This is a genomic window from Pseudooceanicola lipolyticus (assembly GCF_002786325.1).
In the GTDB taxonomy this organism is placed as follows: domain Bacteria; phylum Pseudomonadota; class Alphaproteobacteria; order Rhodobacterales; family Rhodobacteraceae; genus Pseudooceanicola_C; species Pseudooceanicola_C lipolyticus.
The window spans coordinates 1-6564 of sequence record NZ_PGTB01000188.1 but is presented as its reverse complement, the minus strand read 5'-3'; the positions used below and the strand labels follow the sequence as shown (position 1 = coordinate 6564).

Here is a 6564-nt window from a genome sequence, read left to right as displayed (position 1 = left end):
GGCGCCGCCGCGCGGCGCAGCCGGTCGTTGATGGCGCGGCCCAGGCCGTGGTCGGGGATGGGGGCGACGGCGATCGGCTGGCCGGTGGCGTCCAGCCTGTGCAGATGCCCGAAAAGATTGGCCGCCGCATCATGCAGGTCGCCGGCCTCGGAAAGGTTCAGATCGCAGTCCATCGGCCCGAAGCCAAGCAGCACCTCGCCGGAACGCGCGGTGGTGGCGTTCAGCCGCACCGGCGCACCGGGGGCGTAATGCGACTCCAGCTGGCCCGGCGCGCTCAGCGCCGCGTTTGCCGCCCGCTGGGCAAGCGGGGTGCCAAGCGCGGCCTCGATCGCTTCGGCCGGAAGTCCGCCGGGGCGCAGCAGTGTTGGTGGGCCGTCCAGCCCGAGGATCGTCGATTCCAGCCCCACCGTGCAGGGCCCGTCATCCAGCACCGCGGCGATGCGCCCGTCCAGCCCGGCGATGACATGGGCAGCGGTGGTCGGGCTGATCCGGCCCGACGGGTTGGCCGAGGGCGCGGCGACCGGACCGGCGAACCGCTGGAGCAGCGCATGTGCCGCCGGATGCGCCGGAACCCGCAGCGCCAGGGTGGGCAGGCCGGTGGTCACCAGATCGGAAATGCCATGCCCCGGCTTCAGCGGCAGCACCAGCGTCAGCGGTCCGGGCCAGAACGCACTGGCCAGCCGTTCGGCGGTGTCGCTCCATTCGACATAGTGGCGCGCGGTCTGGGTGTCGGCGACATGGGCGATCAGCGGATTGAAACTGGGCCGGTTCTTGGCCGCGAAGACATTGGCCACGGCGCTGCCATTGCGCGCATCGGCGCCCAGGCCATAAACCGTTTCGGTCGGGAAGGCGACCAAGGCGCCGGCGGTCAACAGTTTGGCTGCGCGGGCGATGCCGGTGGAAGAAGCTGCCAATATCTCGGGGGAAGGTTGGGTCATGACTTGTGACGCCGCGTTTTGATTGCTTGGGGTCTGCCTGCGTTTGCAATAGGCACAGATACTGTCCCATAAAGGCGGCGCGGGCGGATGCCAAGCGGGTGCCGCCGCCCCGATCTGGATTGAGAGGAGGAATCCATGCCGTATCGTGCCCCGGTCTCGGATTATGAGTTCATGCTGCGCCACGTGGTCGGCTTTGACGACGTGGCCGGCACCGACCGTTTTGCCGAAGCCAGCGAGGACATGGTCAGCGCCATCCTGAGCGAGGCGGGCCGGCTGTGCGAAGAGGTGATGGCGCCGCTGCAGCGCAATGGCGATCTGCATCCCGCGCGGCTGGAAAACGGGGTGGTGCGCACCTCGCCGGGCTTTGCCGAGGGCTGGAAGGCGATTGCCGATGGCGGCTGGATCGGCATCAGCGCGCCGCAGGATTTTGGCGGCATGGGCCTGCCGGTGACCTTGTTGACGGCGGTGAACGAGATGATGTCGGGGGCCTGCCTTTCGCTCGAACTGGCGCCGCTGATGAGCATGGGGCAGATCGAGGCGCTGGAACATCACGCCAGCGACGAGCTGAAACAGCTGTACCTGCCCAAGCTGATTTCCGGCGAATGGGCCGGTACCATGAACCTGACCGAGCCGCAGGCCGGGTCGGATGTTGGCGCGCTGAGCACCAAGGCGGAGCCGAATGGCGACGGCACCTATGCGATCAGCGGCCAAAAGATCTATATCAGCTGGGGCGATAACGACTTTACCGGCAATGTCTGCCACCTGGTTCTGGCGCGGCTGCCCGACGGGGTGCCGGGAACCAAGGGGATCAGCCTGTTCGTGGTGCCGAAATACCTGCCCGATGACGCGGGCAATCCCGGCAAGGCCAACAGCCTGAAGGTGGTGTCGCTGGAGCACAAGATGGGCCTGCACGGGTCGCCCACCTGCGTGATGCAATATGATGGCGCCACCGGCTGGCTGGTGGGCGAACCGCATGGCGGCATGAAGGCGATGTTCACCATGATGAACAACGCCCGGCTGGGCGTGGGCGGACAGGGCGTTGGGGTCGCCGAAGGCGCCTATCAGCACGCGCTGGCCTATGCCCAGGAGCGCAAGCAGGGCCGCCCGGCCGAAGGCAGCAGCGGCAGCATCGCCGACCATGCCGATGTGCGCCGGATGCTGATGACAATGAAGGCCGATGTGTTTGCGGCGCGGTCGATCCTGTTGGCCTGCGCGGTGGCGATCGACATGCAGAATGCCACCGGTCAGGCCGACTGGGCGGCGCGAGCGGCGCTGCTCACGCCGATCGCCAAGGTCTGCGGCACCGAAACCGGGATGGAGGTGGCCGACACCGGGATGCAGGTGCATGGCGGCATGGGGTTCATCGAGGAAACCGGCGCGGCGCAATATTACCGCGACGTGCGGGTCACCGCGATTTACGAGGGCACCAACGGTATCCAGGCGATGGATCTGGTGGGCCGCAAGATGATGGATGGTGGCGAGGCCGCGGCGGCGCTGATCGAAGAGATCCAGAGCCAGGCCGAACAGGCCCGCGCCAAGCTGCCGGACCTGGCCGAGGCGGTGTGGCAGGCCTCGGAAACGCTGCGGGAAACCACCGAATGGCTGGCCGGGCAGAAGGATATGAACGACCGCTTTGCCGGGGCGGTGCCCTATCTGCACGCCTTTGGACGGGTGCTGGGCGGGCATTACCACCTGGCGGCGGCGCTGGCCGATCCGGGCGGCGCACGCGAATGCCTGGCACGCTATTACATCCGCCGCCTGCTGCCCGAGCATACCGGCCTGTTGGCGCAGGCGCAGATCGGGGCCGAGGGGCTGTTTGGCCTGAGCCTGGAAGAGCTGGCGGTCTGAACCCATGGACGGCAATCGCGGCGCGGTGCTGAGATACCCCTGGGACACGCCGCCGCCGCGCGGCGAAATGATCGCGGTGGCCGAGGGGGTGTTGTGGGCGCGGCTGCCGCTGCCGATGAAGCTGGACCATGTCAATGTCTACGCGCTGGATGACGGCGACAGCTGGACGGTGATCGATACCGGCATGGGCTCGGGCCTGACCCGCGACCTGTGGGAGCGGCTGCTGTCCGGGCCGATGGCGGGCAAGCCGGTGCGCCGGGTGATCATGACCCACCACCACCCCGACCACATGGGCAATGCCGGCTGGTTCCAGCGCGAAAAGGGCGCCGAGCTGCTATCGACCCGCACTGCCTGGCTGTTTGCCCGGATGCTGATGCTGGATGACCAGGACGCGCCGCCGGAGGAAACGCTGGCCTTCTGGCGCAGCGCCGGCATGGCGCCCGAAATCCTGGACAAGCGCGCCGGCGAGAAGCCGTTCAACTATGCCGATATCGTCTATCCCATGCCGCTGGGCTTTCGCCGCATTTGCGAGGGCGAGACCCTTACCATGGGCGGGCGGACCTGGGATATTTTCACCGGCAACGGCCATGCGCCCGAACATGCCACCTTCTGGAGCCGGGATGACAACCTGGTGATCGCCGGCGATCAGATCCTGCCCTCGATCAGCCCCAATATCGGCGTCTACGCCACCGAACCCGAGGCCGACCCGTTGCAGGGCTGGCTGGAGTCCTGCGAAAGGTTCCGGGCGATGGCACGCGAGGATCACCTGGTGCTGGGCGGGCACAAGCTGCCCTTCACCGGGCTGCCGACCCGGATGCGGCAGCTGATCGAGAATCACCACGGGGCGCTGGACCGGCTGTTGCGGCACCTGGCCGCGCCGCACAGCGCCGCCGAATGTTTCGCGCCGCTGTTCAAACGCACCATCGGCGAGGCGGAATATGGCCTGGCCCTGGTTGAAGCGGTGGCCCATGTGAACCACCTTTATGCCAAGGGTCTGGTCAGCCGGACCCGCCGGAAAGACGGCGCCTGGCTGTATCAGCACCGGGAGTAGCTATGGATAACAAGATCGACACCGCCGCCGAGGTGGCCGAAGCCGCCGCATTACCGCGCCTGCACGAGGTGCATTCGGGGCAGGGCGCCTGTGCCGGGCTCAGCGCGGTGCCCGAGCGGCTGAACCGCCCGATCAAGGGCAAAAGCCCGGCGCAATGGGCCTACGAGCGGCTGATCCTCTACATCCAGAATTTCGAGAAACAGCTGGACGGCGAACACGAGGTGGCGATGGGCTTTACCGGCGGCGATGCCGGGGTGCTGCGGATCGAGGGGATGGGCTATTTCGATCCCGATATCGTCACCTTTTACGGCAGCGACGCGCAGGGCGGGCGGACCCAGCTGATCCAGCATGTCAGCCAGTTGAACGTGATGCTGCGGGCGATTCCCAAACCCAAGGCCAGCGCCCCGGCGCACCGCATCGGCTTTCGTCTTGTGCAGGAACTCGAGCAGGATGAGCCGGGCGCGCATGATCGTGCCGCCGCGTCGGAATGACGTGGTGACACGGTTTCGAGAATCCATTATCCAGCGACAAAACCTGAACATACGGAAAGACGCGACATGGCGGAACACAAGCACGGCGAGATGGATATCGAGGATCACGTCAACACGTTTGACAGCTTCATGGCCTTCGTCAAATGGTCGGTGATCATCATCCTCGCATTGCTCGTCTTCATGGCGATCTTCATCACCTGAGCCGGAGGCTCGTCCATGAAGCTGCGTGTGTTCTGGCTGGCCGCTGCGGCGCTGGCCCTGGCTGGCTGCGTCGAATACCAGCCCTATGCCGATGACGCCACGGTCGAGGCGGTGCGGTACAGCGATCCCGAGAATCCCTCGATCACGCTGTTCACCATGGTCAACAACCGCACCGGCAAGGGCGGGCATTCCGCGCTGCTGATCAATGCCTCGGAGCGGGTGATTTTTGACCCCGCCGGCTCGTTCTATGCCGATATCGTGCCCGAGCGGAACGATGTGCTGTTTGGCATCTCGCCGCGGATCGAACAGGCCTATCGCAGCGCCCATGCGCGCTCGACCTTCCACGTGGTGCGCCAGACCATTCCGGTGACGGCGGCGCAGGCGGAAACCGCCTATCGCCTGGCCCTGGCCAAGGGCCCGGTGGCGGGGGCGTTTTGCGCCAATGCCACCTCGGGGCTGCTGCGGCAGGTGCCCGGTTTTGAAGGTATCAGCAGCACGTTTTACCCGGTCAAGCTGCAGGAAGAATTCGCCACCCTGCCCGGTGTGGTCAGCGACACCTATTACGAAGGTGACAGCGCCGATCTGCAGGCCGGACTGGCGCAGGGCAACGCCGCGCTGAATTCAAGCCAGTAGGTAGAGCAGCGCGTACAGGGTGACCGCGCCGCCGGTGATGCTGATCAGCACGTTCTTGGTGATCAGGCCAAGCACCAGCGCAACCATCGCCGAAGCCAGCCGCGGCAGGTCCAGTTCGCCATCGGTGGCGGCGGGCCAGATCACCAGCGGCGTCACCAGCGCCGGCAGCATCGCCACCGCGGTATAGCGCAGATGCCGCAGCAGCCAGGCGGGCATCGCGCGGCTGCCGACCAGGCCGATAAAGACAAAGCGCAGCAGGAAGCTGCCCAGCCCCAGCCCGATGATCACGATCCACAGCGTCACAGGATCGATGGTTGTGTCGCTGCCGGTCATGATGTCACTCCCCTGCGGGCCAGCACCACCTCGGTCCGGGCGCCGGCGATCATCCCGGCGGTTCCCGCCACCAGCAGGCCCAGATTATAGGGAATGCCGACCGCGAGGATCGAGGTGGCGATCGCCACCAGCGCGGCGATCACATGCGCCGGGGTGCGCAGCATCGGACCGATCATCGCCAGAAAGGCGATCGGCACCGCGAAATCCAGCGCGAAACTGTCCGGAACCCGGGTACCGACCAGCGCCCCGGTCAGCGTCATCGTGTACCAGACCGGCGCGACCAGCGAATTGGTCCCAAAGAAATACGCCATGCGCTGCTTGGTCGTCATGCCGGGTTCGAGTTCGAAGCGAACGATCGACAGGGCATAGGACTGATCGACGGTGAAATAGGCGGCAAGGCTGCGTTGCCACAGCGGCGCAGCGCCCAGATATGGCGTGAGCGAGGCGGAATACATCGCGATCCGCAGGTTCACCGCCAGCGCCGAGGCCAGGATGATCAGCGTCGGCGCCTCTTCCCGCAACAGTTGCAGCGCGGTCAACTGCGCGGCCCCGGCAAACACCGTCATGGTAAAGGTCATGATCTCGACCAGGTTCAGCCCGGCCTCGGTGGCCAGCACCCCGAAGAGCAGCCCGAAGGGCCCCGCCACGAAGACAAAGGGGATGCTGTTGCGGCAACCCATCCAGAAATACGATTTGCCGGTGGTGCGGGTCATGCCTTGTTCCTAGACTGCTCCTGTCCGCAGTATCGGTGATTGGGAGGGGTTGCAATTGGGCGAGCGCGCAGAGTCCGGCGTTTCCAACGCATTGCCCGGCGTGATTCTGGCCGGCGGGCTGGCCCGGCGCATGGGGGGCGGCGACAAGGGGCTGCGCCGCTTACAGGGCCGTCCGTTGCTGTCGCATGTCATCGACCGGCTGGCGCCGCAGGTGACCGCCCTGGCGCTGAACGCCAATGGCCCGCCCGAGCGGTTTCACGGTTTCGGTCTCACGGTGCTGCCCGATCCGTACAGCCCGTGGGCGATGACAACGGGCGGGGCGCCGGCGGGGCCGTCATGGGTGATCTGGTTCAACA

At 66.3% G+C, this 6564-nt stretch carries 9 protein-coding genes; 6 read left to right on the top strand and 3 right to left on the bottom strand.

All coding sequences use genetic code 11. The annotated features are described in order from the left end of the window. Positions 1–938: L-threonylcarbamoyladenylate synthase (locus CVM52_RS22540; protein WP_100164618.1), on the bottom strand; the 938-nt coding region annotated here is incomplete at its 3' end. Positions 939–1073: 135 nt separating this feature from the next. Between CVM52_RS22540 and CVM52_RS22535 the strand changes: the two genes are divergently transcribed. The 5 genes from CVM52_RS22535 to CVM52_RS22515 all read left to right on the top strand — a co-directional run bounded on the left by CVM52_RS22535 (position 1074) and on the right by CVM52_RS22515 (position 5162). Beyond that, positions 1074–2786 (top strand): acyl-CoA dehydrogenase, encoded by a 1713-nt coding sequence (locus tag CVM52_RS22535; RefSeq protein ID WP_100164617.1) that lies wholly within the window; start codon positions 1074–1076, stop codon positions 2784–2786. Between the two features lie 4 nt (positions 2787–2790). Continuing rightward, positions 2791–3837, top strand: a complete 1047-nt coding sequence (locus tag CVM52_RS22530) for an MBL fold metallo-hydrolase (RefSeq protein ID WP_100164616.1) — start codon at positions 2791–2793, stop codon at positions 3835–3837. Between the two features lie 2 nt (positions 3838–3839). Beyond that, positions 3840–4328, top strand: a complete 489-nt coding sequence (locus tag CVM52_RS22525) for a DUF6173 family protein (RefSeq protein ID WP_100164615.1) — start codon at positions 3840–3842, stop codon at positions 4326–4328. Between the two features lie 66 nt (positions 4329–4394). Further along, positions 4395–4529, top strand: a complete 135-nt coding sequence (locus CVM52_RS22520; RefSeq protein WP_100164614.1) for an aa3-type cytochrome c oxidase subunit IV — start codon at positions 4395–4397, stop codon at positions 4527–4529. A 15-nt stretch (positions 4530–4544) separates the two neighbouring features. Next, positions 4545–5162, top strand: a complete 618-nt coding sequence (locus tag CVM52_RS22515; protein ID WP_100164613.1) for a hypothetical protein — start codon at positions 4545–4547, stop codon at positions 5160–5162. On the opposite strand, the gene CVM52_RS22510 is transcribed toward CVM52_RS22515, so the two are convergent. Next, a complete protein-coding gene (locus CVM52_RS22510) occupies positions 5151–5495 on the bottom strand; it encodes an AzlD domain-containing protein (RefSeq protein ID WP_100164612.1) in 345 nt (114 codons plus the stop codon). The two genes, CVM52_RS22515 and CVM52_RS22510, sit on opposite strands and share 12 nt — an antisense overlap. Continuing rightward, complete coding sequence (locus CVM52_RS22505) at positions 5492–6208, bottom strand: AzlC family ABC transporter permease (RefSeq protein WP_100164611.1); 717 nt, start codon at positions 6206–6208, stop codon at positions 5492–5494. Before CVM52_RS22505 ends, CVM52_RS22510 begins: the two co-directional genes overlap by 4 nt. A gap of 130 nt (positions 6209–6338) precedes the next feature. Between CVM52_RS22505 and CVM52_RS22500 the strand changes: the two genes are divergently transcribed. Next, positions 6339–6564, top strand: a 226-nt coding sequence (locus CVM52_RS22500) for an NTP transferase domain-containing protein (RefSeq protein ID WP_172721069.1), incomplete at its 3' end; no start/stop codon positions are given.

What these genes read in the sequence shown, in the direction of transcription:
- CVM52_RS22510 (WP_100164612.1), bottom strand. Translation starts at nt 5,495, where the DNA reads ATGACCGGCAGCGACACAACCATCGATCCTGTGACGCTGTGGATCGTG.
- CVM52_RS22535 (WP_100164617.1), top strand. Translation starts at nt 1,074, where the DNA reads ATGCCGTATCGTGCCCCGGTCTCGGATTATGAGTTCATGCTGCGCCAC.
- CVM52_RS22520 (WP_100164614.1), top strand. Translation starts at nt 4,395, where the DNA reads ATGGCGGAACACAAGCACGGCGAGATGGATATCGAGGATCACGTCAAC.
- CVM52_RS22525 (WP_100164615.1), top strand. Translation starts at nt 3,840, where the DNA reads ATGGATAACAAGATCGACACCGCCGCCGAGGTGGCCGAAGCCGCCGCA.
- CVM52_RS22530 (WP_100164616.1), top strand. Translation starts at nt 2,791, where the DNA reads ATGGACGGCAATCGCGGCGCGGTGCTGAGATACCCCTGGGACACGCCG.
- CVM52_RS22505 (WP_100164611.1), bottom strand. Translation starts at nt 6,208, where the DNA reads ATGACCCGCACCACCGGCAAATCGTATTTCTGGATGGGTTGCCGCAAC.
- CVM52_RS22515 (WP_100164613.1), top strand. Translation starts at nt 4,545, where the DNA reads ATGAAGCTGCGTGTGTTCTGGCTGGCCGCTGCGGCGCTGGCCCTGGCT.